The 21,857-nt window shown below is 73.1% G+C and carries 23 protein-coding genes and 1 riboswitch; of the genes, 6 read left to right on the top strand and 17 right to left on the bottom strand.

What is annotated here, in order from left to right:
* Position 1 precedes the first annotated feature (1 nt).
* The 3 genes from ACNJ93_RS19570 to ACNJ93_RS19560 form a co-directional block, all read right to left on the bottom strand.
* Complete coding sequence (locus ACNJ93_RS19570; RefSeq protein ID WP_418958689.1) at positions 2–1,555, bottom strand: ABC transporter substrate-binding protein; 1,554 nt, start codon at positions 1,553–1,555, stop codon at positions 2–4.
* 183 nt (positions 1,556–1,738) lie between these two features.
* Positions 1,739–3,067, bottom strand: coding sequence for a metallophosphoesterase (locus tag ACNJ93_RS19565; protein WP_418961466.1), 1,329 nt, complete (start codon positions 3,065–3,067; stop codon positions 1,739–1,741).
* Positions 3,068–3,082: 15 nt separating this feature from the next.
* Positions 3,083–3,328, bottom strand: coding sequence for an SCO4848 family membrane protein (locus ACNJ93_RS19560; RefSeq protein ID WP_418958688.1), 246 nt, complete (start codon positions 3,326–3,328; stop codon positions 3,083–3,085).
* Between the two features lie 109 nt (positions 3,329–3,437).
* Here ACNJ93_RS19560 and ACNJ93_RS19555 point away from each other — a divergent pair, with 109 nt between their 5' ends.
* Entirely contained in the window at positions 3,438–4,712 is a 1,275-nt protein-coding gene (locus ACNJ93_RS19555) for a D-alanyl-D-alanine carboxypeptidase family protein (RefSeq protein WP_418958687.1), read from the top strand.
* Here the strand turns inward: ACNJ93_RS19555 and ACNJ93_RS19550 are convergent.
* The 4 genes from ACNJ93_RS19550 to ACNJ93_RS19535 are packed head-to-tail and all read right to left on the bottom strand — an operon-like array spanning position 4,639 to position 7,522.
* Positions 4,639–5,571: a YihY/virulence factor BrkB family protein gene (locus ACNJ93_RS19550; RefSeq protein WP_418958686.1), complete on the bottom strand. Its 933-nt coding sequence runs from the start codon at positions 5,569–5,571 to the stop codon at positions 4,639–4,641. The genes ACNJ93_RS19555 and ACNJ93_RS19550 overlap by 74 nt on opposite strands.
* Complete coding sequence (locus tag ACNJ93_RS19545; RefSeq protein ID WP_418958685.1) at positions 5,559–5,996, bottom strand: GtrA family protein; 438 nt, start codon at positions 5,994–5,996, stop codon at positions 5,559–5,561. Before ACNJ93_RS19545 ends, ACNJ93_RS19550 begins: the two co-directional genes overlap by 13 nt.
* 46 nt (positions 5,997–6,042) lie before the next feature.
* Positions 6,043–6,999, bottom strand: a complete 957-nt coding sequence (locus tag ACNJ93_RS19540) for a decaprenyl-phosphate phosphoribosyltransferase (RefSeq protein ID WP_418958684.1) — start codon at positions 6,997–6,999, stop codon at positions 6,043–6,045.
* Positions 6,992–7,522 (bottom strand): phosphatase PAP2 family protein, encoded by a 531-nt coding sequence (locus tag ACNJ93_RS19535; RefSeq protein ID WP_418958683.1) that lies wholly within the window; start codon positions 7,520–7,522, stop codon positions 6,992–6,994. Before ACNJ93_RS19535 ends, ACNJ93_RS19540 begins: the two co-directional genes overlap by 8 nt.
* Before the next feature lie 164 nt (positions 7,523–7,686).
* On the opposite strand from ACNJ93_RS19535, the gene ACNJ93_RS19530 reads away from it, so the two are divergent.
* Together ACNJ93_RS19530 and ACNJ93_RS19525 are read left to right on the top strand one after the other, a co-directional pair.
* On the top strand, positions 7,687–9,051 hold the full coding sequence (locus tag ACNJ93_RS19530) for an FAD-binding protein (RefSeq protein ID WP_418958682.1): 1,365 nt from the start codon (positions 7,687–7,689) through the stop codon (positions 9,049–9,051).
* Positions 9,052–9,074: 23 nt separating this feature from the next.
* Positions 9,075–9,830, top strand: coding sequence for a decaprenylphospho-beta-D-erythro-pentofuranosid-2-ulose 2-reductase (locus ACNJ93_RS19525; RefSeq protein WP_418961465.1), 756 nt, complete (start codon positions 9,075–9,077; stop codon positions 9,828–9,830).
* 58 nt (positions 9,831–9,888) lie between these two features.
* On the opposite strand, the gene ACNJ93_RS19520 is transcribed toward ACNJ93_RS19525, so the two are convergent.
* The 3 genes from ACNJ93_RS19520 to glyA form a co-directional block, all read right to left on the bottom strand.
* A complete protein-coding gene (locus ACNJ93_RS19520) occupies positions 9,889–10,476 on the bottom strand; it encodes a 2'-5' RNA ligase family protein (protein ID WP_418958681.1) in 588 nt (195 codons plus the stop codon).
* Between the two features lie 105 nt (positions 10,477–10,581).
* Complete coding sequence (gene trpS, locus ACNJ93_RS19515; RefSeq protein WP_418958680.1) at positions 10,582–11,595, bottom strand: tryptophan--tRNA ligase; 1,014 nt, start codon at positions 11,593–11,595, stop codon at positions 10,582–10,584.
* 68 nt (positions 11,596–11,663) lie between these two features.
* On the bottom strand, positions 11,664–12,935 hold the full coding sequence (gene glyA / locus ACNJ93_RS19510) for a serine hydroxymethyltransferase (RefSeq protein WP_418958679.1): 1,272 nt from the start codon (positions 12,933–12,935) through the stop codon (positions 11,664–11,666).
* Positions 12,936–13,011: 76 nt separating this feature from the next.
* Positions 13,012–13,101: riboswitch (ZMP/ZTP riboswitch) on the bottom strand.
* Between the two features lie 273 nt (positions 13,102–13,374).
* Here glyA and rocD point away from each other — a divergent pair.
* Positions 13,375–14,577: an ornithine--oxo-acid transaminase gene (rocD, locus tag ACNJ93_RS19505; RefSeq protein ID WP_418958678.1), complete on the top strand. Its 1,203-nt coding sequence runs from the start codon at positions 13,375–13,377 to the stop codon at positions 14,575–14,577.
* A 133-nt stretch (positions 14,578–14,710) separates the two neighbouring features.
* On the opposite strand, the gene ACNJ93_RS19500 is transcribed toward rocD, so the two are convergent.
* From ACNJ93_RS19500 to ACNJ93_RS19490, 3 genes are all read right to left on the bottom strand, one after another.
* Positions 14,711–15,892: a glutathionylspermidine synthase family protein gene (locus ACNJ93_RS19500; protein WP_418958677.1), complete on the bottom strand. Its 1,182-nt coding sequence runs from the start codon at positions 15,890–15,892 to the stop codon at positions 14,711–14,713.
* Between the two features lie 16 nt (positions 15,893–15,908).
* Positions 15,909–16,190: a hypothetical protein gene (locus ACNJ93_RS19495; protein WP_418958676.1), complete on the bottom strand. Its 282-nt coding sequence runs from the start codon at positions 16,188–16,190 to the stop codon at positions 15,909–15,911.
* Positions 16,191–16,355: 165 nt separating this feature from the next.
* Positions 16,356–17,777 (bottom strand): PLP-dependent aminotransferase family protein, encoded by a 1,422-nt coding sequence (locus tag ACNJ93_RS19490; protein WP_418958675.1) that lies wholly within the window; start codon positions 17,775–17,777, stop codon positions 16,356–16,358.
* 47 nt (positions 17,778–17,824) lie between these two features.
* On the opposite strand from ACNJ93_RS19490, the gene ACNJ93_RS19485 reads away from it, so the two are divergent.
* Both ACNJ93_RS19485 and ACNJ93_RS19480 read left to right on the top strand, forming a co-directional pair.
* Positions 17,825–18,340, top strand: coding sequence for a carboxymuconolactone decarboxylase family protein (locus tag ACNJ93_RS19485; RefSeq protein WP_418958674.1), 516 nt, complete (start codon positions 17,825–17,827; stop codon positions 18,338–18,340).
* On the top strand, positions 18,337–19,074 hold the full coding sequence (locus tag ACNJ93_RS19480; RefSeq protein WP_418958673.1) for an isocitrate lyase/PEP mutase family protein: 738 nt from the start codon (positions 18,337–18,339) through the stop codon (positions 19,072–19,074). Before ACNJ93_RS19485 ends, ACNJ93_RS19480 begins: the two co-directional genes overlap by 4 nt.
* Before the next feature lie 74 nt (positions 19,075–19,148).
* Here the strand turns inward: ACNJ93_RS19480 and ACNJ93_RS19475 are convergent, their stop codons facing one another.
* The 4 genes from ACNJ93_RS19475 to ACNJ93_RS19460 form a co-directional block, all read right to left on the bottom strand.
* Entirely contained in the window at positions 19,149–19,649 is a 501-nt protein-coding gene (locus tag ACNJ93_RS19475) for a hypothetical protein (protein ID WP_418958672.1), read from the bottom strand.
* Positions 19,649–19,894 (bottom strand): helix-turn-helix transcriptional regulator, encoded by a 246-nt coding sequence (locus tag ACNJ93_RS19470; protein WP_418958671.1) that lies wholly within the window; start codon positions 19,892–19,894, stop codon positions 19,649–19,651. Before ACNJ93_RS19470 ends, ACNJ93_RS19475 begins: the two co-directional genes overlap by 1 nt.
* 136 nt (positions 19,895–20,030) lie before the next feature.
* Positions 20,031–21,020: a malate dehydrogenase gene (locus ACNJ93_RS19465; RefSeq protein ID WP_418958670.1), complete on the bottom strand. Its 990-nt coding sequence runs from the start codon at positions 21,018–21,020 to the stop codon at positions 20,031–20,033.
* A 353-nt stretch (positions 21,021–21,373) separates the two neighbouring features.
* On the bottom strand, positions 21,374–21,850 hold the full coding sequence (locus tag ACNJ93_RS19460; RefSeq protein WP_418958669.1) for a DUF3017 domain-containing protein: 477 nt from the start codon (positions 21,848–21,850) through the stop codon (positions 21,374–21,376).
* Positions 21,851–21,857: the final 7 nt, after the last annotated feature.

The raw sequence follows: 21,857 nt of genomic DNA, 5'->3' as shown, positions 1-21,857 counted from the left end.
CCTAGATCCAGCTCAGCTCCCACAGGCGCCAGATGCCCGTGCCGTCGGTGAGGTACTGCGAGCCGGCGACCGCCTCGGCGGACAGGACGTAGTCCTTCTTCTGCCAGAGCGGGACGAGCGGCACGTCCTCGGCCACCTCCTGCTGGATCTCCCGGAAGTCCCCCGCCGCGCGGCCGCGGTCGCCGTACTGCTGGGTGGCGGAGATCAGCTCGTCGACGCGGCGGCTGGAGTAGCCGTTGTGCAGGGTGTTGCCGGTGCCGACCAGCGGCGCGGTGAAGCTGTCCGAGTCCGGGAAGTCGGGCAGCCAGCCGACGGGGTACGCGTCGTACTTCCCGGAGGCGTACGCCTTCTGGAACTCCTGCCACTCGGCCTCGACGACGGTCACCTCGAAGAGCCTGCTCGCCTCCAGCTGCCGCTTCAGCTCCGCGGCCTCGGCCGCGTACGTGGCGTCCTTGCGGAAGCCGAGGGTGAACTTCACCGGCGTCTTCACCCCGGCGTCCCTCAGCAGCTTCTTCGCCTGCTTGACGTCGGGCTTCGGGTAGGCGTCGAAGAACGCCGTGCTGTGGCCGGTGAAGCCCTGCGGGACGAGCGAGTACAGCGGCTCGACCGTGCCGTGGAAGACCTTGGTCACGATCTCCGGCCGGTCGATCACGCTCGCGACCGCCCGGCGGACCGCCTTGTCGGCCATCGGCGAGCCCGGCCGCACGTTGAAGTTGAGGTTGCGAATCTCCGGGCTGGCCGCCTCGGTGAGCCGGATGTCGCCCTTGGAGTCGTCCAGAGTCGACACCATCCGCGGCGGCAGCTGGCGGTGCGTGATGTCGACCTTCTTGGTCCGCCAGGCCTCCGCGAGCTCCTCGGACTCCTTGAAGTACCTGATGACGACCGGCCCGCCGGTCGTGCTCACCGCGCCCTTGTACTTCGGGTTCGGCTCCAGCAGCGCGCGCACGCCCGGCTGGTACTCCTTCAGCACGTACGGGCCCGAGCCGTCCACCTTCCGGTCCTCGCGCAGCGACCTCGACGGGTACGCGGTCCGGTCCACGATCGAGCCGGCGCCGGTGGCCAGCTTCTGCGGGAAGGTCGCGTCCCGGCTGCTGAGGTTGAAGGTGACCGTCTGCCCCTCCGCGACGACCGACTTCAGCGTGGGGAACAGCGCCTGCGGACCGACGTCCGTCTTGATGCCCAGCATGCGTTCGAAGGAGTACTTGACGTCCTCGCCGGTGATCTTCCGGCCGTTGGAGAACGTCAGGTCGTCCCGGAGCTCGCACTGGTAGGTCTGGAGCTTCATCCCGATGAACTTGCAGCTCTTCGCCGCGTCCGGCTCGGGAGTGGTGACGCCCGACTTGAACGTCAGCAGCGACTGGTAGACGTTGCTGTACAGCGCCCAGGAGCCGGCGTCGTACGCGCCGGCCGGGTCGAGCGAGGTCACCTCGTCGGTCGTGCCGACCGTGATCGGCGCCTTCGTCTCTTCGCCGGAGGGCAGCAGCAGCCACCCTCCGCCACCGGCGGCCGCCAGGACGCCGCACGCTATGAGGATCCGCACACGGACGGAACGCATGTGTCGTGCTTCCTTCGGTTCGAGCCCACCCCTGTCGCGGCGGCCCCTCGCCCATGCCGCGATGGCGTCATCCCATCACACCGGTTTCACAAGCGGAAGAGGAAACTTTCACCACACATGCATATGTCCGGGATATGAGATTCGGACGGGCGAACCGTACTGAACGGTCACTTAGCGACGCGGTCAGGCCTGCTTCGAGGCCAGCTGCACGACCGTGATGTCCGAGGGCGCCCCGACCCGCACCGGCGGGCCCCAGGCGCCCGCGCCCCGGGACACGTACAACTGCGTGTCGCCGTACCGCTCCAGGCCCGCGAGGGTCGGATTGGCGAGGTCGGCGAGCAGGTTGCCCGGCCAGAGCTGGCCTCCGTGGGTGTGCCCGGACAGCTGCAGGTCGACGCCGTGCTCCACGGCGTCGTGGATCACGATCGGCTGGTGGGCGAGGAGCACCGCCGCGCGCGAACGGTCGCGGTCGCCGAGCGCGCGGACGAAGTCCGGCCCCTGGCCCTCGCGCTCGCCGGCCACGTCGTCGACGCCCGCCAGGTCGAAGCCGTCGATCTCCACGCGGGCGTTGCGCAGCGGGTGCAGGCCGAGCTCGCGGACGTGGTCGACCCAGGCGTCCGCGCCGGAGAAGTACTCGTGGTTGCCGGTGACGAAGAACGAGCCGTGCCGCGCGCGCAGCTGCGCCAGCGGCTCGGCGGCCGGGCCGAGGTTCTCCACGCTGCCGTCGACCAGGTCGCCGACCACGGCGATCAGGTCCGGCTGGGCGGAGTTGATGGTGTCGACGATCCGCTGGGTGTGCGCCCGGCCCAGGATCGGACCGAGGTGGACGTCGGAGACGACCGCGATCCGGTACCCGTGGACCGCGCGCGGCAGCTTGGCCAGCGGCACGGTGACCCGCTTCAGACGCGGGCCGCGCAGCACCCCGTACGTGCCGTACCCGACGGTGCCGACGGCCGCGGCGGCCGCCGCCCCGCCGACGACCCGGGAGACGAAGAGCCGCCGTGACACGGCGGTGGCACCCGTACCCGGCGCATCCGCGGCAACCGGCTCGATACGCGTCTCGGACACGGCGGTCTGGGCCGCGACGTCGGGCACGGCGACTTCGGGCACGGTCTCGGCGACAGTCTCCGGAACGGTGACGGGCACGGCCTCGGGCACGGCCTCGGGCACGGTCACCGGCGCCGCGACCCGGGCCGCCCGCCGCTCCAGCGCCCGCCGCAGCAGCGGCCGCACCGCCTCACCGACCAGCAGCGCCAGCGTCACGTACAGCAGCAGCGCCAGCCACAGGAAGCCCGGCCAGGAGACCGCCTGCTGGAACCAGAACGGGGCTCCGGCGCGACCGGAGGCCATCGCCCCCACCGCGCACAGCGGCAGCACGAACGCCGCCACCGTCCCCAGCCGCCGCCCGAGCGAGCCGGCCACCGTGACATCGCGCACCAGGCGCCGCCACACGTACCAGTGGACCCCGGCGAGCAGGGCCACGACCACCACCATCACCAGCAGGACGAGCAGCACGACCCTGTACCCCTATCCCCGTTCGCGGCGCCAGGCGCGCACGCCGCGCAACCCGATCGCGCCGATCACCGTCCCCAGGACAAAGGACGTGACGGCAAGCAGCAGATGAACCCAGAAGTACGCCGTCGGCTCGCCCGCGTCGTCGAACGCGAGACCGCTCCCGTCGTTCCACAGGTTCTTGACGAAGGTGATCCAGATGAACCAGCTCCACACGCCGAAGGCGAGCAGGAACCAGGAGGCGGACCGGCTGAGCTTCATGGCCCCAGTATCGCCGGACGCCTCCGGCCGCCCGCTTCCGGGTGGAGGGGTGCGCCCGAACGCCCTGGTGGGGTACGGAATGGCGAGGTCCGCGTGTACGTTCTGGTCCGTGTCTGCTTCGAAGAAGGCCGCTCTGCCGGTCACCACGGCCGCCGCCGTCGCCCTCCTGCTTCCGCTGCTCACCGCCGCGCCCGCGTTCGCGGGGCCGGCGGCGGACAAGAAGGAGGACAAACAGCCCAAGCCGCCCGCGGTCATGTCCACCGTCGGCGGGGCGCTGCTCGGCCGGCCGGGGACGCAGGTGCAGTTGGGCGCCGGGGCGCCGGTGCTGCCGAAGGAGCTGAGCGCCCGGTCGTGGATCGTGGCGGACGCCGAGACCGGTGACGTGCTGGCCGCGCACAACGCGCACTGGCGACTGGCCCCCGCGTCCACGCTGAAGATGCTGTTCGCGGACACCCTGCTGCCGAAGTTCCCGAAGACGCAGACGCATCTGGTCGACCCGAAGGAACTGGCGGGGGTGGGCGCCGGCTCCAGCCTGGTCGGCATCAAGGAGAAGCAGAGCTACACCGTCCACGACCTGTGGATGGGCGTGTTCCTGCGCTCCGGGAACGACGCGGTGCACGTGCTGTCGGAGATGAACGGCGGCATCCGCAAGACCGTGCAGGACATGAACGAGCACGCCGCCGAACTGCAGGCGCTGGACACGCACGCGGTCTCGCCGGACGGCTACGACGCGCCGGGCCAGGTCTCGTCGGCGTACGACCTCACTCTGATCGCGCGCAGCGGCATGCAGAAGGCCGACTTCCGGGAGTACGCGGCGACCGTGCGCGCCAAGTTCCCGGGCGAGCAGAAGAAGGGCAAGAAGCGCGAGACCTTCGAGATCCAGAACACCAACCGGCTGCTGACGGGCGACTTCGGCATCGCCCCGTACAAGGGCATCGCCGGGGTGAAGAACGGCAACACCACGCACGCCGGGGCGACCTTCACGGGTGTCGCCGAGCGGAACGGCAAGGTGCTGCTCGTGACGGTGATGAACCCGTCGTCGAAGGAGTCGCACGCCGTCTACAAGGAGACGCAGCGGCTGCTCGACTGGGGCTTCGCCGCGACCGGCAAGGTGACCCCGGTGGGCGAGCTCGTGCCGCCGAAGTCGGTGCGCACCGACGCCTCGGCGCAGGGCACCGCGCCCGCGCCCGGCAAGAACAAGCAGGGCTCGACGGTGAAGGCCGCCGCCTCGGGCCGGTCCGGCGGGATCGGCACGGCGCTGGCCGTGGCGGGCGGCGCGGTGGTGCTGCTGGCCGGTGCGGCATTCCTGGTCAACCGTCGCTGGCCGCTGCCCGAGCTGGTCCGGCGCCGTCCCCAGGGTCCTGGTCCGGACGTGAATCCGTAGCGGGGTCGCCGGGCGCGCGGGTGGCCGTCCAGGCCGCGCAGAACAGCAGCAGCTTCGCGGTGAAACTGATCCACAGGAGCAGGGCGACCGGCACGCCGAACGCCCCGTACATCGACTTCGCCGCGACCCCGCGCATGTAGCCGCCGATCAGCAGCTTCAGCGCCTCGAAGCCGATCGCGCCGATGAGGGCCGCGCCGATCAGCCGGCGGCGCGGCGGGCTGACGCCGGTGAAGACGCTGAGCACGTAGCAGAGGATCAGGACGTCGGCGACGATCGCGACGAGGACCGCGGCAAGCTGGATGAGCACGCCGCCCGCGCCGGAGTCCGACAGGCCGAGCCGGTCGGCGCTCCAGCCGACGGCGGTGGAGCCGAGCCAGGAGGCGGCGAGGGAGGCGACCCCGACGGCGCCGAGGCCGAGCAGCACCGCCGCGTCCACGCCCTTGCCCACGATCGGGTTGCGGTCGTCCTCGTCGTCGAGGCCCCACACCGCGCGCAGGCACTCCCGCATGGAGCCGACCCAGCTGATGCCGGTGAACAGCAGCACCGCGCCGGCGACCAGTCCGATCGTGCCGGCGTTGGCGACCAGTCCGGGGATGTCCAGCTGGTCGGAGATGCCGGGGACCTGCTCGGCGAGCTTGCGCTCGATGGTGGCGAGCTGGTCGTCGGTGAGCAGGGCCGCGCCGATCGCGGCGGCGACCGTGATCAGCGGGAAGAGCGCCAGGAAGCTGATGAAGGTGATCGCGGCGGCCAGCCGGGTCCAGTGGGCCTCGTCGAGCGTCTCGTACGAGCGCCAGGCGTGGGTCCGCATGAGCCGGGCGGCCGCCGGGCCGATGACGGGGAGCTTGGTCAGCCAGTCCATGCCCTACCGCTACCCCTTGATCGGCTCCTCGACCGTCCCGCCGCTCCGAAGACGAGCGTCCGGGTGCCCCAGAAGCGCAGAGCCGTGGCGAGCATCATCCCGACGCCGAGCCCGGAGACCGTGTCGGCGCGCGCGGAGGTGAGGCCGAGGCCGTAGTGGCTCAGGCCCAGGCAGGCCAGCTGCACGGCGGCACCCGCGACGTTGACGGCGAAGAACACCGCGTACTCGCGCAGGCCGACGGTGCGGCGGCGGTACGTGCCGAGCGCGTTGCCCAGGTACGCGACGGTGCAACCGGCAAGGAACGACAGGCACTTCGCGGCGATCGGGCCGAGCCCGAGCGGGCCGCGGAGCAGCACGAACAGGGCGAGGTCGGCGGCGTACGCGGCGAGGCCCACGACGGCGAAGCCGGCGAGCTCCCGCCTCATCGGCGGCCGTTCACGCGTCGGCGCACGCGCACAGGCCGGCGCACCCTCACAGGTCGGTGACGGCCATGGCGTACATCGCCGCCCACACCAGCCCGATCACCGCCAGCGGCCGGTCGCGCAGGACGACGTCCTCGGGGGCGCCGGCGGCCCCGCGGTCGGCGAAGTACGCGTAGCGCAGCACCGCGAGGACGAAGGCCGCCATGGACAGCTGACGCCACGGCAGCAGCGCCCCCGCGGCGACGCCGCCGCTCTCCAGCGCCCACAGGCAGTAGCCGAGCACCGCCGCCCCGGCCGCGAGCTGCCAGACGAAGCGCAGGTAGCCGGGGGTGTACCGGGTGAGCAGCGCGCGGGTCGCGCCCTGCGCGCCCTCCATGCGGACGGCCTCGGAGTACCGCTTGGCGGCCACCATGAACAGCGCGCCGAAGCCGGTGGTGATCAGGAACCAGCGGGAGAGCGGGATGCCGAGCGCCACCCCGCCGATGACGGCCCGCAGCAGGAAGCCGGTGGCGACCACGGCGAGGTCGACGACCAGGACGTGCTTGAGCCACACGCAGTACGCGAACTGCATGACCAGGTACGCGACGAGGAGCGCCGCCGTCGCCGCGTTGCACAGCACCGCCCCGCCGGCGGCCGCGCCGAGCGCCAGCGCCGCGCCGGCCGCGTACGCGACGGGCACCGGCACCACCCCGGCGGCCACCGGGCGCAGCCGCTTGGCCGGGTGGGCCCGGTCGGCCTCGGCGTCGCGGGCGTCGTTGACCAGGTAGACCGCCGCGGCGGCGGCGGTGAACAGGGCGAAGACCAGCGCGAGGCGTCCGGCCGCGTCCCAGGAGGCGAGCCGGCCGGCGGCGGCGGGCGCGGCGACGACGAGCAGGTTCTTGACCCACTGGCGGGGGCGGGCGGTGCGCAGCAGCCCGGCGGGCAGGGCGAGCGGGGAGGGGCGTCGCGGGAGGGCGTCCGGACCGGGGGCCGGCCGGTCCAGGAGGGCGGCGGAACGTTCAGACACGGGCGGTCCCCCGCAGCCAGTCGCGGCCCAGGGCCGCGGTCGTCGCGCCGAGCAGGGCGCCCGCAGCGACGTCGGTCGGGTAGTGGACGCCGGCGACCAGCCGGGAGAGGCACATCGCGGCCGCCGCGGCCACGGTCGGGCGGCGGCCTGCCGGGCGCAGCGCGGTGAAGGCGACGGCGGCCGCGGCGGCCGAGGCCGCGTGGGAGCTGGGGAAGGAGTGCCGTCCGGCGGTGCGGACCAGCGGGGCGAACTCCTCGGGCCCGGGGCGCGGCCGGCGCACCACGCGCTTCACGCCCATGCTCGCCAGGTGCGCGGCGCCGATCAGCGCCGTGGCGCGCAGCCAGGGGCCGCGGCGCTCCCGGTCGGCGGCCGCGCCGGCGAGGCCGGCGGCCAGCCAGAGTGCCGCGTGCTCGCCGCCGGCCGACAGCAGCCGGGCCGCGGCGGCGACCTCCGGCCGCCGGCCGCAGCCACGGAGTGCGGCCAGCAGCCGTCGCTCGGCGCCGGCGCAGTCCCGGTATCGCATCCGCCCTGCCTCCCCGGTTCGTGGTTCGGGCCCGGGGGCGACTGTGACCCGCGGCGGCGAGGAACTTCACGGCAATCTTTCCTGACACTCCTTTAATCACCCATTTCGGCGAGCCCCGCAGCAATCACGGCATACAGCACATCCGGGGCGATACGGTCACGACCATGACCGCCGAGACCGACTGCCCCGACATCGTGCCGATGACCGGGTGGGGCCGCACCGCCCCCACCCTCGCGTGCGTGGTCCGGCCCCGCTCGTACGAGGAGGCCGGCGCCTCGGTCCGCGCCTGCGGGCCGCGCGGCTCGATCGCCCGCGGGCTCGGCCGCGCCTACGGGGACGCCGCCCAGAACGCCGGCGGCACCGTCCTCGACATGACCGGCCTGGACCGCATCCGCTCCATCGACGCGACCCGCGGGCTGGTCGAGTGCGACGCCGGGGTGAGCCTGCACCGGCTGATGGAGGTGCTGCTGCCGCTCGGCTGGTTCGTCCCGGTCACCCCCGGGACCCGCTACGTCACCGTCGGCGGGGCGATCGGCGCGGACATCCACGGCAAGAACCACCACGTCTCCGGCTCGTTCGCCCGCCACGTGCGCTCGCTGCGGCTGCTCACCGCCGACGGCTCCGTCCGCCGGGTCGCGCCCGGCACGGACCTGTTCGACGCGACGGCCGGCGGCATGGGCCTGACCGGCGTGATCCTCTCCGCCGTGCTCGAACTGCTGCCGGTCGAGACCTCGCTGATGACCGTGGACACCGAGCGGGCGACCGACCTCGACGACCTGATGGCCCGGCTCACCGCCACCGACCACCGCTACCGCTACTCGGTCGCCTGGATCGACCTGCTGGCGCGCGGCGCCGCGACCGGCCGGGCCGTGCTCACCCGCGGCGACCACGCCCCGTACGACACGCTGCCGCTGCGGATCCGCCGCGACGCGCGCTCCTTCCGGCCGGGCTCGCTGCCCGCCGCCCCCTCGTACGTGCCGGAGGGGCTGCTCGGCCGGACGAGCGTCGGCCTGTTCAACGAGCTCTGGTACCGCAAGGCCCCGCGCCGCTCCGTGGGCCGGCTGCAGCGGCTGCCGGCCTTCTTCCACCCCCTGGACGGCGTCCCGCACTGGAACCGGATCTACGGCCGCGGCGGCTTCGTCCAGTACCAGTTCGTCGTCGGGTACGGGCAGGAGGACGCCCTGCGGCAGGTGGTGCGGCGGATCGCGCGCCGCGGCTGCCCCTCGTTCCTGGCCGTCCTGAAGCGCTTCGGCGAGGCGGACCCGGGCTGGCTGTCCTTCCCGATGCCCGGCTGGACCCTGGCCCTCGACATCCCCGCCCGCCTCAGCGGCCTCGGCACGTTCCTCGACGAGCTCGACGAGGTCGTGGCGGGCGCGGGCGGCCGGGTGTACCTGGCGAAGGACTCCCGCCTCCGCCCGGAGCTGCTGGCCGCCATGTACCCCCGCCTCGCCGACTTCCGCGCCCTGCGCGCGGAGCTGGACCCGCGGGCGGTGTTCCGTTCGGATCTGTCACGACGGCTGGGCCTCTAGACACCCCTAGGAGCGTGAACGTCATGAAGGACGCCTTCGGCGCCCCCCAGTCCCTGCTCGTCCTCGGCGGGGCGTCCGAGATCGGGCTGGCCACGGCCCGCCGGCTCGTCGCCCGCCGCACCCGCACCGTGTGGCTCGCCGGGCGGCCCTCCCCCGACCTGACCGCCGCCGCGGACGCGCTGCGCGCGCTCGGCGCGGTGGTGCACACCGTGCCCTTCGACGCCCTGGACACCGAGTCCCACGAGGAACGGCTCGGGAAGCTGTTCGCGGAGGGCGACATCGACATGGTGCTGCTCGCCTTCGGCGTCCTCGGCGACCAGGCCCGCGACGAGGAGGACCCGGCCGCCGCGGTGCGCGTCGCGCAGACGAACTACACCGGCGCGGTCTCCGCCGGCCTGGTGTGCGCCCGGGCGCTCCAGACGCAGGGGCACGGCTCGCTGGTGGTGCTGTCGTCGGTCGCCGGCGAGCGGGCCCGGCGGGCCAACTTCATCTACGGCTCGTCCAAGGCCGGGCTCGACGCCTTCGCGCAGGGCCTCGGAGACGCGCTGCACGGCACCGGGGTGCACGTGATGGTGGTGCGGCCCGGGTTCGTCCGGACGAAGATGACCCGCGGCCTCGCGGAGGCCCCGCTGGCGACGACCCCGCAGGCGGTCGCCGAGGCCATCGAGCACGGGCTGCGGCGGCGCGCCGAGACGGTGTGGGTGCCGGGGACGCTGCGAGTGGTGATGGCGGCGCTGCGGCACCTGCCCCGGCCGCTCTTCCGCCGGCTGCCGGTCTGAACCGGGCCCGGGGGCCCAGGCCGGGGAGCCCGTCGTCGTGGGCCCGGTGGGCCCACGCCTACGCCTGGGTCGGGGCCGGGACGTCGACCGGGGCGCTCTGGGCCGGGATGTCCGCGCCGGACCCGCCGCCGAACTCGTACGCGCGCAGCTTGCGCCAGACCGCGTCCGCGCCCTGCTCGTACAGCGCGAAGGACCGGCAGGTCCAGGCCGCCTCGAAGCCGGCCAGTTCCTCGAAGGCCCGGTCCATCGCCTCGTCCGCGATGCCGTGCGCGACGGTGACGTGCGGGTGGTACGGGAACTGCAGCTCGCGCACCAGCGGCCCCGACTCGTCCCGCAGCAGCTTCTGCAGGCGGGTGCACTCCGGCGCGCCCTCGGCGAGCTTCACGTACACGACGGGCGACAGCGGCCGGAACGTTCCGGTGCCCGCCAGCCGCATCGGGAACGGCAGGCCGGCCGCGGCCACCCGCGCGAGGTGCGCCTCGATCTCCGGCAGCCGCTCGACGGGCGCCTCGGTGGGCGGGACCAGGGTGACGTGCGTGGGGATGCCGTGCGCGGCGGGATCCCCGAAGCCCGCGCGCCGCTCCTGGAGCAGGCTGCCGTAGGGCTCCGGGACCGCGATCGAAACGCCGAGCGTTACGGTCCCCACGTCGTTCTCCTCCGTCGAGTCTTGGTCCGGGCGGTCGTGGTCCGGGCGGGGTGGTGCAGCGCCAGTGTGCGGCCTGCACCGCCCTCGTGGATAGGGCCCTTGGGCTCAGTGCTTGGCGGGCAGGAAGCCCACCCGCTCGTAGGTCCGCGCCAGGGTCTCGGCGGCGACCGCCCGCGCCTTCTCCGCGCCCTTGGCCAGGACAGAGTCCAGCGTCTCCGGGTCGTCCAGGTATTCCTGGGTCCGGTCCCGGAACGGAGTGACGAAGTCCACCATCACCTCGGCCAGGTCGGTCTTCAGCGCGCCGTACATCTTGCCCTCGTAGCTCTTCTCCAGGTCGGCGACGCTCGTCCCGGTGAGGGTGGCCATGATGGTCAGCAGGTTGGAGACGCCCGGCTTGTTCTCCGGGTCGAAGCGGATCACGGTGTCCGTGTCCGTGACGGCGCTCTTGACCTTCTTCGCGGTGGTCTTCGGCTCGTCCAGGAGGTTGATCAGGCCCTTCGGCGTGGACGCCGACTTGCTCATCTTGATCGTCGGGTCCTGGAGGTCGTAGATCTTCCCGGTCTCCTTGACGATGTACGGCTCGGGGATCCGGAAGGTGTCGCCGAAGCGCCCGTTGAACCGCTCCGCGAGGTCGCGGGTCAGCTCGATGTGCTGGCGCTGGTCCTCGCCGACGGGGACGTGGCTGGCCTGGTACAGCAGGATGTCCGCGACCTGCAGGATCGGGTACGTGAACAGGCCCACCGTGGCCCGGTCCGCGCCCTGCTTGGCGGACTTGTCCTTGAACTGGGTCATGCGGGAGGCCTCGCCGAAGCCGGTGAGGCAGTTCATGACCCAGCCGAGCTGCGCGTGCTCGGGGACGTGGCTCTGGACGAAGAGGGTGCAGCGCTCCGGGTCGAGACCCGAGGCCAGCAGCTGGGCCACGGCGAGCCGGGTGTTGGCCCGCAGCTCGGCCGGGTCCTGCGGAACCGTGATGGCGTGCAGGTCGACGACCATGTAGAAGGCGTCGTGGGTCTCCTGCAGTGCGACGTACTGACGGATCGCACCGAGGTAGTTGCCGAGGTGGAACGAGCCGGCGGTGGGCTGGATTCCAGACAGTGCGCGAGGACGTTCAGAGGCCATGCTCATCATTCTCTCATCGGGGGCGGACAGGCCGGTCCGCCCCCGATGAGGGATGCGTGACAGGGAGATCAGACCGCCAGGCCCGGTGCCGGGTACGCGGCCATCAGGTCGGCGACCTCCGCGCGGATCGCCGCCAGCGCCTCCTCGTCACCCAGCGAGGCGGCCGCGACACCGCGGTCGATCCACTCCGCGACCTGCGCCATGTGCTCGACGCCCAGGCCCCGGGAGGTCAGCGACGGGGTGCCGATGCGCACGCCGGACGGGTCGAACGGCTTGCGCGGGTCGTACGGGACCGTGTTGTAGTTCACGACGATGCCCGCCCGGTCCAGCGCCTTCGCGGCCACCTTGCCGGGGACCTCCTTGGGCGTGAGGTCCATCAGGATCAGGTGGTTGTCGGTGCCGCCGGAGACCAGGTCGAAGCCGCGGGCGAGCAGCGCCTCGACGAGCGCCTTCGCGTTGGCGACGACGGCCTCGGCGTAGGCCCGGAAGGACGGCTGCGCCGCCTCCTTCAGGGCGACCGCGATGGCGGCGGTGGTCTGGTTGTGCGGGCCTCCCTGGAGGCCCGGGAAGACGGCCTTGTCGACGGCCTTGGCGTGCTCCTCGCGGCACATCAGCATCGCGCCGCGCGGACCGCGCAGCGTCTTGTGCGTGGTCGTCGAGATCACGTCGGCGTACGGCACCGGCGAGGGGTGGGCACCGCCCGCGATCAGGCCGGCGATGTGGGCGATGTCGGCGACGAGCACCGCGCCCGCCTCCTGGGCGATCTCGCCGAAGGCGGCGAAGTCGATGGTGCGGGGCAGCGCCGTACCGCCGCAGAAGATCACCTTCGGGCGTTCCTTCATGGCCAGCTCGCGGACCTGGTCGAAGTCGATCAGCCCGGTGTCCTGGCGTACGCCGTACTGCACGCCGCGGAACCACTTGCCGGTCGCGGAGACGCCCCAGCCGTGCGTGAGGTGACCGCCCATCGGCAGGGCCATGCCCATGACCGTGTCGCCGGGCTCGGCGAACGCCAGGTAGACGGCCAGGTTGGCCGGGGAGCCGGAGTACGGCTGGACGTTGGCGTGGTCGACGCCGAAGACGCCCTTGGCGCGCTCGATCGCGAGGGACTCGACCTGGTCGATGTTCTGCTGGCCCTCGTAGTAGCGGCGGCCGGGGTAGCCCTCGCTGTACTTGTTCTGCAGGACGGTGCCGGACGCCTCCAGGACCGCCTGGGAGACGTAGTTCTCGCTGGGGATCAGCCGCAGCGTGTCGGCCTGGAGCTGCTCCTCGGCGCGGACCAGGGCGGCCAGCTCGGGGTCGGTGGCGGCGAGGGCGGGGTGGCGGGGCTGCTCGGTGGTCATGGCGTGCCTCCGGGTTCGGCGGATCCCGGGGCGCGGCTCGTGACACGGGCGGCGCCGCACGGGACGGTCGTGGGTCCCGTGATGCCCAGGCGGGCGGCATCTCGTGTGGTTGCCGCGCACGGCTCCCCCGGGGTCGCTTCCCCGCGCGCCAGTCGCCGTGCGTGTTTCCAGACTAGGGCCTGTCCGGCGGATCAGGGTCGGATTGGGCCGCGGCGTCTGGTGCGGTGCATCGCAAGGCGCCGGAGCGGCTCGATAGCGGAGCTATCGAGGTGGTTCGGCAACGCGGCGAGGTGCCGTGCCAGGCGTCGCGGCCCCGGCCATGATCCGCCGGGCAGGCCCTGGCGGGCGCGTCGTCAGCGATGTTTCCCCGTCCGGCATCCGAGCGACGATAGAAACAGGGCTCACACCCGCCCCTCGCCGCAGGACGAACGGAGATCCCGTGTCGCGTACGCAAGACCTGATCGCCTCCGCGGAGACGCACAGCGCGCACAACTACCACCCGCTGCCCGTGGTCGTCGCCACCGGCGACGGTGCGTGGCTCACGGACGTCGAGGGGCGCCGCTACCTCGACATGCTGGCCGGCTACTCGGCGCTGAACTTCGGGCACGGCAACCGCCGGCTGCTCGACGCGGCGCGGGCGCAGCTGGAGCGGGTGACGCTCACCTCGCGGGCGTTCCACCACGACCGGTTCCCGGAGTTCTGCGAGCGGCTCGCGGAGCTGTGCGGCAAGGACATGGTGCTGCCGATGAACACCGGCGCGGAGGCGGTCGAGACGGCCGTGAAGACCGCCCGGAAGTGGGGCTACGAGGTGAAGGGCGTGCCGGACGGGCACGCGAAGATCGTGGTGGCGGCCAACAACTTCCACGGCCGGACGACGACGATCGTGAGCTTCTCGACGGACCACGAGGCGCGCGACCACTACGGGCCCTACACCCCGGGCTTCGAGATCGTCCCCTACGGCGACCTGACCGCGATGGAGGCCGCGGTCACCGAGAACACCGTCGCGGTGCTCCTGGAGCCGATCCAGGGCGAGGCGGGCGTGCTGGTGCCGCCGGCCGGCTATCTGCGCGGGGTGCGGGAGCTGACCCGGCGGAAGAACGTGCTGTTCATGGCGGACGAGATCCAGTCGGGCCTGGGCCGTACGGGACGGACCTTCGCCTGCGAGCACGAGGACGTCGTGCCCGACGTGTACATCCTCGGCAAGGCGCTGGGCGGCGGCGTGGTGCCGGTCTCGGCGGTGGTCGCGGACCGGGACGTGCTCGGGGTCTTCCTGCCGGGCGAGCACGGCTCGACCTTCGGCGGGAACCCGCTGGCCTGCGCGGTGGCCCTGGAGGTGATCGCGATGCTGCGCACCGGCGAGTACCAGCAGCGCGCGGCCGAGCTGGGCGAGCATCTGCACGCCGAGTTGAACCTGCTGGTCGGGGGCGCGGTGGAGGCGGTACGGGGCCGGGGCCTGTGGGCGGGCGTGGACGTCGTGCCGGCGCGCGGCACGGGCCGGGAGATCTCGGAGAAGCTGATGGAGCGCGGGGTCCTGGTGAAGGACACGCACGGCTCGACGATCCGGATCGCCCCGCCGCTGGTGATCGGCAAGGAGGACCTGGACTGGGGTCTGGAGCAGCTGCGGGCGGTCCTGTCGGACTGACGCGTCGGCGGACGTGACGGCCGACGTGACGGCCGACGCGACGGCGGGCGCGACGGCGGACGTGACGGCCGGCCGCGCCGCTCCGACACGACGGCCGGTGTGCCCGGGGGTACGGCCCCGGGCACAGCGCGCGTCAGAGGATCACGTGCGGCAGGAAGCGGGCGTACCCGTCGGTGACGAGGCCCGCCGACTCGCGGATGCCGAGGCCGGCCGCCTCGTTCTCCACGACCCACGCGCCGAGCACCACCCGGTTGCCGTCGAAGTCCGGCAGCGGGGCGAGCTCCTGGTAGCAGCAGGGCTCGTCGCGTACGGCCGGGGCCTCGCCCGCCTTGTGCAGGGTGACGCCCGCGCCCTCGCGGCCGAGCAGCGGCTTGGCCGCCCAGCCGGTGGTCGCGGCGAGTTCGCGCGGACCGTCGAGGTAGGCCGGGAGCAGGTTCGGGTGGCCGGGGTACAGCTCCCAGAGGATCGCAAGCAGTGCCTTGTTGGACAGCAGCATCTTCCAGGCGGGCTCGATCCAGCAGGTGGTGCCGGAGCCGCCGCCGTTGTCGAGGGTGTCCAGGACGTGCGGGCCGAACCGGTCCGTGGTCAGCCACTCCCACGGGTACAGCTTGAAGCAGCTGCGGATGAACCGGAGGCGGTCGTCGACGAACCGTCCGGCCAGCCGGTCCCAGCCGATCCGCTCCACGGACAGCGCCTCGGTGTCGAGGCCCGCCTGCTCGGCGGTCTCGCGCAGGTACGCGACCGTCATCAGGTCCTCGCCCAGCTCGTCGCCGTCGGAGTGCACGAAGTGCACCGGGCCGGGCGGCAACAGGTGCGCCTGCCGCTTCCAGGCGTCGACGAGGCGCTCGTGGAGCGAGTTCCACTGGTCGGCGCCGGGGAACCGCTCCTCCATCCAGAACCACTGGGGGCTGGCCGCCTCGACCAGCGAGGTCGGGGTGTCGGCGTTGTACTCCAGCATCCTGGCCGGGCCGGTCCCGTCGTAGTGCAGGTCGAACCGCCCGTACAGGGACGGCAGTTCGGCCCTGCGCCGCCAGGACTCGGCCACGCGCTCCGCCACCCGCGGGTCGGTGATGCCCAGATCGGCGAAACGGTCCTGCGCCACGATGTGCTCCGCCGCGGCGAGGCACATGGCGTGCAGCTCCTCCACGACCTCCTCCAGCGCCTCGACCTCGGGCAGCGTGAAGGAGTAGTACGCGCTCTCGTCCCAGTACGGCCGCAGGGAGCCGTCCGGGTAGCGGGTCAGCGGGTAGACGAGCCCCTGCTCCTCGACGGTCTGCTGCCAGCCGGGGCGGGGTTCGATGGTGTGCCGTCGCATGACGTGCCGGCGCCGCTCAGCCGCCGCTGGACTTGGAGCAGCCGAAGCCGCCGGTGTCCACGGCGCTCTTGTTCGTGCTGCCGCCGCTGATGCGGCCGTCGGCGTCGACGCTGCCGCCGTAGTAGTAGGTGCCCCGGGTGGTGTGGCCGCCGCTGCTCTTGCACTCGTAGTTCGGCAGCTGCTTGCGGCTCACCGGGTCCATGCAGCGCCTGTCCGGCTCGCTGCCGCAGGCGGTGAGCGTCGCCGCGAGCACGCCCATTCCCCCGAGTATCACCGTGCTCGACCTGAGCTTGCGCATGACGCGTACTCCCCCGTCCGTCGTTTCTCGTGCCCGCGCGGCCGTCGTTCAGCGCCGCGCGACCGCACAGTTTAGGCCGCCGCGTCCCGGCCGGTACGGGGCGGCCCCGGCAACTTCACGGGGCCTTCACTGCCGAAACGGCGTACCAGGCAGGCGCGCCCCCGCTCACTCCCCCGGAAGCACCCGGCACAGCGCCTCCAGCGCCCCCGGCCAGGCGCTGTCGGTCGGCGTGCCGTAGCCGACGACCAGGCCCTCGCGGGTGCGGGGCGTCGAGGGGTGGCGGAACGCGTCGATGCCGAGCACCGACAGGCCCTGCCAGGCCGCCGCGCGCAGCACCGACCGCTCGGTGCCCGGCGGGAGCGGCAGCACCGCGTGCAGTCCGGCGGCGATCCCGCTCACCTCGATGTCCGGGGCCCGCCGGGCGAGCGCCGCCACCAGCTGGTCGCGCCGCCTGCGGTAGCGCAGCCGCATCGCCCGTACGTGCCGGTCGTACGCGCCCGACGCCAGGAACTCCGCGAACGTCAGCTGGTCGAGCGCGCCGCACTGCCAGTCGATCCGGCCCTTCGCCTCGGCGACCTCGTCGGCCAAGGCCCGCGGCAGCACCATCCAGGCGAGCCGCAGCCCGGGCGCCAGCGACTTGCTGGCGGTCCCGAGGTACACCACCCGCTCCGGGTCCAGGCCCTGCAGCGCGCCCACCTGCTGGCGGTCGTAGCGGAACTCCCCGTCGTAGTCGTCCTCCAGGACCAGCCCGCCGGTGGTCCGCGCCCAGTCGACCGCCGCCGCCCGCCGGTCCGGGGGCAGCGCCCCGCCCAGCGGGAACTGGTGGGCCGGCGTCATCAGCACCGCGCCGACGCCCTTCAGCGCGGCCAAGTCCTCGGTGCGGGTGCCCCGTTCGTCGCAGCCGAGGGCCGGCAGCCGCAGCCCCGTCCGGGCCAGCAGGTCCCAGTGCACGTCGAGCCCGTACGACTCGACCGCGACCTCCCGCACCTTGCGCGCCCGCAGCACCTGGCCCATCAGCATCAGCCCGTGCACGAAACCCGAGCAGACCACGATCCGCTCCGGGCTCGCGTACACGCCGCGGGCCCGTGCCAGGTACTCGGCGAGGGCGGTGCGCAGTTCGATCCGGCCGCGCGGATCGCCGTACCCGAAGGCCTCGTGGGGCGCGGCGGTCAGCGCCCGGCGGGCGGCCTTGAGCCACTCGGCGCGGGGGAACGAGGCCACGTCGGGCGTACCGGGCTTGAGGTCGTGCCGCGGCCCGCCCGACGGCCTGCGCCGCGGACCGCCCGAGCCCGCCGGGGCCGCCGCGCCGCGCCGGGGCTCGGCCCGCTGCGCGACCCGCGTCCCGGAGCCCTGCCGGGCGGTCAGCCAGCCTTCGGCGACCAGGTCGCCGTACGCGTCGGCGACGGTGTTCCGGGCGATCCCCAGGTCGGCGGCGAGCTGCCGCGAGGACGGCAGCCGGGTCCCCGGCGCGAGCCGGCCGGACCGCACCGCCTCCCGGAGCGCGTCCATCAGTCCGGTACGCAGACCGGCCGCGCCGCGCAGGTCGAGGTGCAGGTCGGCCCCGAAAGTGGCCCACTCGTTCGCCATGGGAATGGACCATACCGCTGCGCCACAGTGCCCGTACGGTGAGATCCATGACGACCACGGACACTCAGGACGCCCAGTCCGCCCCGTACGCCCACGAGCACACCCCCCGGCTCGATCTCGCCGCCCGGCACCCGGAGTTCTACCGGGCGATGCTGCGGCTGGAGGCCGCCGCGTCGAAGGAGGTCGACCCCGCCCTCTACCACCTGGTCAAGATCCGCGCCTCGCAGGTCAACCGGTGCGCTTTCTGCCTCGACATGCACACCAAGGACGCGCTCGCCGAGGGCGAGACGGTGGAGCGGATCGTGCAGCTCTCCGCCTGGGAGGAGTCGCGCCACTTCTACACCGAGAAGGAGGCCGCCGCCCTCGAACTGACCGAGGCGGTCACCGTCCTCACCGACGGTTTCGTGCCGGACGAGGTGTACGAGCGGGCCGCCAAGCACTTCGAGGAGGACGAACTCGCCCGTCTCGTCGGCGCGATCGTCGTCATCAACGCCTGGAACCGCATCGGCGTCACCACCCGCATGGTCCCCGGCCACTACACCCCGGGGGCGTACAAGAAGTGAGCGACGCCGTGCGCACCCTGCGGGCCCTGCACCGGGACCGGGCGGCCGGCGACCCGCTGGTGCTGCCCGGCCCGTGGGACGCGGCGAGCGCCCGCGCCTTCGAGGCGGCGGGCTTCCCGGCGCTGGCCACGCCCAGTGCCGGGATCGCCGCCTCGCTGGGCTACGCGGACGGGAGCACGCCCGCCGAGGAGATGCTCGCCCAGGTCGCGCGGATCGTCCGCGCGGTGTCCGTCCCGGTCACGGCGGACGTGGAGGACGGGTACGGGCTCGCCCCGAAGGAGCTCGTCGAGCGGGTTCTGGAGACCGGCGCGGTGGGCGTGAACCTGGAGGACTCCGACGGCTCGGTGCTGAAGGACCCGCGGGAGCAGGCCGAACTGCTGGCGGCGGTACGGGCGGAGGCCGGGGACGCGCTCTTCGTCAACGCCCGCACGGACGTCTATCTGCGCGGCGCGCCCGGCCCGGCGGCCGCGGCCCTGGAGCGCCTGAGGCTCTACGCGGCGGCGGGCGCGGACTGCGTGTACCCGATCGGCGCTCCGCCGGAGGACCTGCCGGGGCTGCGGGCGGGGCTCGGCGCCGGGCTGCCGGTCAACCACTACGCCCGGCCGGGCGGTCCGCCGTTCGCGGAGCTGGGCCGGCTCGGGGCGAGCCGGATCACCTTCGGGCCGGGGCTCCTGAACCGCACTCTCGACCATGTCGGACTGCTGGCCGGGGAGTTGCGCGCGGGCGGGTTCTAGGAGCCGTCCGGACGCGCCGACGGGCGCCCGCTCGCGCGGGCGCCCGTCTCCCCCGTCTCCCCCGTACACCCGGCTCAGGACTCGTCGTCGGCCGGGTCGTCCTGGACGCGCAGGCCCGCGACCCACAGCGGGGTCAGCCGGTGCAGCACCAGCACCGCGACCATCAGCGGCGCCGGAACGCCCGACAGGTCGACGTCGGTGTAGGCGGCCAGCAGCACCACGGCGGCCGTGCCGGCGAGCAGCAGCCAGCCGGTCAGGCGGTGGGCGATCGAGCGGACCCGGTCGCGCTCCACCATCTGCCGCTCGTCGAGCATCCGGCCGCGCAGCTCCAGCAGGCCGCGGGTGGCGCCGTTGATCGCGCCGGTCATCACGACCCAGGGGAGCAGCAGCGCCACCATCGTCAGCGCGCCCGCGACGCCGCCCCAGACGAAGAACGCGCCGAACCCCCCGGCCGTCAGCGCCATGTGCGTGAACACCACGGCCCTGCGGCGGCCTGCGGTGGCGTAGAGGGGCGCGCCCTCACGGTTGTTCATCACGGCGTACATGCGCTGGTCGAAACGCGTCGCGGTCGTCATCACTGCTTCCTCCCGTAGACCTCTGCGGTGAGCGGCTGGAACGGCTCCAGGGAGAACAGCGCCTCCACCGGCAGCTCGAAGAACCGGGCGACTTTCAGGGCCAGGTCGAGACTCGGGTTGTACTGGCCGCGCTCGATGTAGCCGATGGTCTGGTAGTGGACGCCCACCGCCTCGGCGAGTGCCTGCCGCGACACCTTCCGCTCGGCCCTGACGACCGAGAGCCTGTTGTGCACCTGCTCGCTCATGTATAAGAAGTACTACATCCGAGCGTAGATCCACAACTCGGCGGCACAGAACTGCGACAAACGCAAAACACCGCACCCCCGGCCGGTGGTCCGGCCGGGGGTGCGGTGGGGTGCTACGGGGTGCGGCGACTCAGGCTCAGATGAGGCCGAGCTCGCGGACCGCGTCGCGCTCCTCGGCGAGCTCCTGCACGGAGGCGTCGATGCGGGCGCGGGAGAACTCGTTGATGTCCAGGCCCTGGACGATCTCGTACGTGCCGTTCTCGCAGGTGACCGGGAAGGAGGAGATCAGGCCCTCCGGGACGCCGTAGGAGCCGTCCGACGGGATGCCCATGGAGGTCCAGTCGCCCTCGCGGGTGCCGTTGACCCAGGTGTGGACGTGGTCGATGGCGGCGTTCGCGGCGGAGGCGGCGGAGGACGCGCCACGGGCCTCGATGATCGCCGCGCCGCGCTTGGCGACGGTCGGGATGAAGGTGTCGGCCAGCCACGCCTCGTCGTTCACGACCTCGGCCGCGTTCTTGCCGGCGATCTCCGCGTGGAAGATGTCCGGGTACTGGGTCGCGGAGTGGTTGCCCCAGATGGTGAGGCGCTTGATGTCCTCGACGGAGGCGCCGGTCTTCTGGGCCAGCTGCGTCAGCGCGCGGTTGTGGTCCAGGCGGGTCATCGCGGTGAAGCGCTCGGCCGGGACGTCCGGGGCGGACTGCTGGGCGATCAGCGCGTTGGTGTTGGCCGGGTTGCCGACGACCAGGACCTTGATGTCGTCCGCGGCGTGGGCGTTGATGGCCTGGCCCTGCGGCTTGAAGATGCCGCCGTTGGCGGCGAGCAGGTCGCCGCGCTCCATGCCCTTGGTGCGCGGGCGGGCGCCCACGAGCAGGGCGATGTTGGCGCCCTCGAAGCCCTGGTTCGGGTCGTCGAAGATGTCGATGCCCTTGAGCAGCGGGAAGGCGCAGTCGTCGAGCTCCATGGCGGTGCCCTCGGCGGCCTTGACGCCCTGCGGGATCTCGAGGAGGCGCAGCTTGACCGGCACGTCCGCGCCGAGCAGGTGGCCCGAGGCGATGCGGAAGAGCAGCGCGTAGCCGATCTGACCGGCGGCGCCGGTCACGGTGACATTCACGGGAGTGCGGGTCATGGCGATCTCCGTAAGACAGCTGGCGGTGGGGGTCCCTGCCCCTGATGCTGGATGCCTCCCCTGATCGACGATCGATCACACGATCGATCGGCGTCTCGACGTGAAGAGATATCCGGCGGTCAGGCTATCGGACCCCGGCCCGCCGCACCCCCCTCCCCCTTGTGGGACGGCTCACTGCCACCCGTCCGGGGTCGCCCCGAACCTCCGTGCCGACGTAGCGGAATGGTCACCTCCGTGCCACAGGGGACCGACGGGACTTGATCCACCGTTGGCGCGTACATGACCCTTGATCGCAGACGGCGCCCGTCCTCCCTCGGGGGAGAGGACGGGCGCCGTCGTGCGCGCAGGGGCTCCTACGTGATCGTCAGATGGAGGGCGTCCTCCAGGAACGGGATCCTCAGCCACGGATCCGGCTGCACCATGAGCGCGAGCAGCACGATCAGCGTCCCCATGACCCCGTACGTGACCATGTCCGTGAACCGGGAGCGGACCGCCAGCATGCCGACGGACGGCAGGATCCGGCGCAGCACGGCCCCCGTCAGCAGCGCCACGCCCACCAGGATCGAACCGACCCGGAACGACTGTCCGAACGCGTCCGTGCCCACGATCAGCAGCCCCAGCGCGGCGAGGCCGAGCACCGTCAGCAGCGGCCACTGCCGGGCCGGCGCGGGCGCGTCGCCGGGCGCCGCCCGGCCGCCGCCCTCGGGCCGCGCGGTGTCCGTGGTGACCGCCGGCGGCCGCCGCGACCGGTGCGCGGCGGACGCGGCGGCCTCGGACGCCCCGGCGGCCTCCGCCGCCTGCGCCCCCTCCGGCTCCGGGTCGGCCGGCACCGGGCTC

The organism is Streptomyces tritici (assembly GCF_048500665.1).
GTDB lineage: Bacteria > Actinomycetota > Actinomycetes > Streptomycetales > Streptomycetaceae > Streptomyces > Streptomyces tritici.
Note: the sequence above shows the minus strand (reverse complement) of the source record. Positions and strands in the feature narration are given on the sequence as shown.